Origin of the sequence: Mesorhizobium sp. M7A.F.Ca.US.014.04.1.1, from assembly GCF_003998745.1 — a bacterium.
Lineage (GTDB): Bacteria > Pseudomonadota > Alphaproteobacteria > Rhizobiales > Rhizobiaceae > Mesorhizobium > Mesorhizobium ciceri.
This window is the reverse complement of sequence record NZ_RZRW01001315.1, coordinates 1-644: the sequence shown is the minus strand read 5'-3', so window position 1 is coordinate 644 and position 644 is coordinate 1. Positions and strand designations below refer to the sequence as shown.

Annotated in this window: 1 protein-coding gene and 1 pseudogene; both read left to right on the top strand. The window is 63.8% G+C overall.

The features are described from left to right. A partial coding sequence (locus EOA22_RS36290) for a M24 family metallopeptidase (RefSeq protein WP_127390750.1) occupies positions 1-375 on the top strand: 375 nt, incomplete at its 5' end. Between the two features lie 103 nt (positions 376-478). Further along, positions 479-644 (top strand): annotated as a pseudogene (locus tag EOA22_RS39425) (isochorismatase); the annotation flags it as partial.

The window sequence follows — 644 nt, the reverse complement described above, 5'->3', positions numbered from 1 at the left end:
TCGCTCTACCGCATGGCGCACGATCAGGTTCAGCACAACATTTCGATCGTCAAGCCCGGCATGGCCTTCCGCGAGATCGCCGAGCAGGCGTGGAAGATCCCCGACCGTTTCGTCGACCAGCGCTACACCTCGGTCATGCACGGCGTCGGCATGCATGGCGAAACGCCGTTCATCGCGCATGCCATGGATTACGAGACCTATGGCCGCGACGGCCATATCGTGCCAGGCATGGTGGTGAGCGTCGAAAGCTATATCGGCGAAAAGGGCGGCCGCGAGGGCGTCAAGCTGGAGGACGAGATCCTGATCACCGAGACGGGCACGGAGCTTCTGTCGCGCTTTCCTTATGAGGACGAGTTTCTGGAGACGCAGGTTTGATACGGGCAACCAATGAGCGCCTCGTTGCCTGGCGCCCCCCTCTGTCCCGCCGGCATACGGAAGGGTCTTTGACTGCCTCGCCCATGCATCACGCAGGCGCCGCATGAAAACGCCCATCTCCCTCAAGCCCGGCACGGTGGCCGCGATCTTCATCGACCTGCAGGAAGAGCACCGGCAGGACCCGCGCTACCTCGTCGAGGGCTTTCCCACGATCCTCGCCAACGTCCAGCGCCTGCAGGCGGCGGCGCGGCGGAACCAGGTGCCGCTCT